Raw genomic sequence first — 517 nt, forward strand, 5'->3', positions numbered from 1 at the left:
TTATGGCAAAAGTGAAAGGAGTGACCTCTCGAATATTAAGGCAGGAGTTTGAGCATCTTGCTCATTTGCCTAGTCTGTGGACACGTTCTTTTTTCGTGAGTACAGCTGGAAACGTATCAAGCGAAACGGTAAAGCGTTATGTTGAAGAACAAAAGAAAAGGGGGTGAACACATGCAAGTTTTAACCGTGAAGATACGCATATTTCCTGATCAGCCAGCCATTCTAGTTCAATTGGGAAAGGAGTACATTCGGGTCGTCAATCAACTAACCGAACGGGCTGAACAACTGGGGGCATTCCCGAAAATGACGACAAAAGATGTAGAAACCATTCTTCCGTCTGCCGTTTGTAATCAAGCGATCCGTGATGCCAAAAGTGTTTTCAGTAAAATCAAGAAACTTGGTGTTCGTCCCATTCTTAAAAAACCTGTATATTTCGTTAACAATCAAAACTACACGGTATCCGAAAATACAGTGGCTTTCCCGATCGTTGTAGATGAAAAGACGAAGAAAACGACGT

The 517-nt window shown here is 42.0% G+C and carries 1 protein-coding gene and 1 pseudogene; both read left to right on the top strand.

The window, feature by feature from the left end:
• Positions 1 to 167 (top strand): transposase (locus RJP21_RS31060; protein ID WP_310862616.1); only part of this gene is annotated, 167 nt, incomplete at its 5' end.
• Positions 168 to 171: 4 nt separating this feature from the next.
• Positions 172 to 517: pseudogene (locus RJP21_RS31065) on the top strand (RNA-guided endonuclease TnpB family protein); the annotation flags it as partial.

It is taken from the genome of Paenibacillus sp. VCA1 (assembly GCF_031583795.1).
Taxonomy (GTDB): domain Bacteria; phylum Bacillota; class Bacilli; order Paenibacillales; family Paenibacillaceae; genus Paenibacillus_AQ; species Paenibacillus_AQ albilobatus.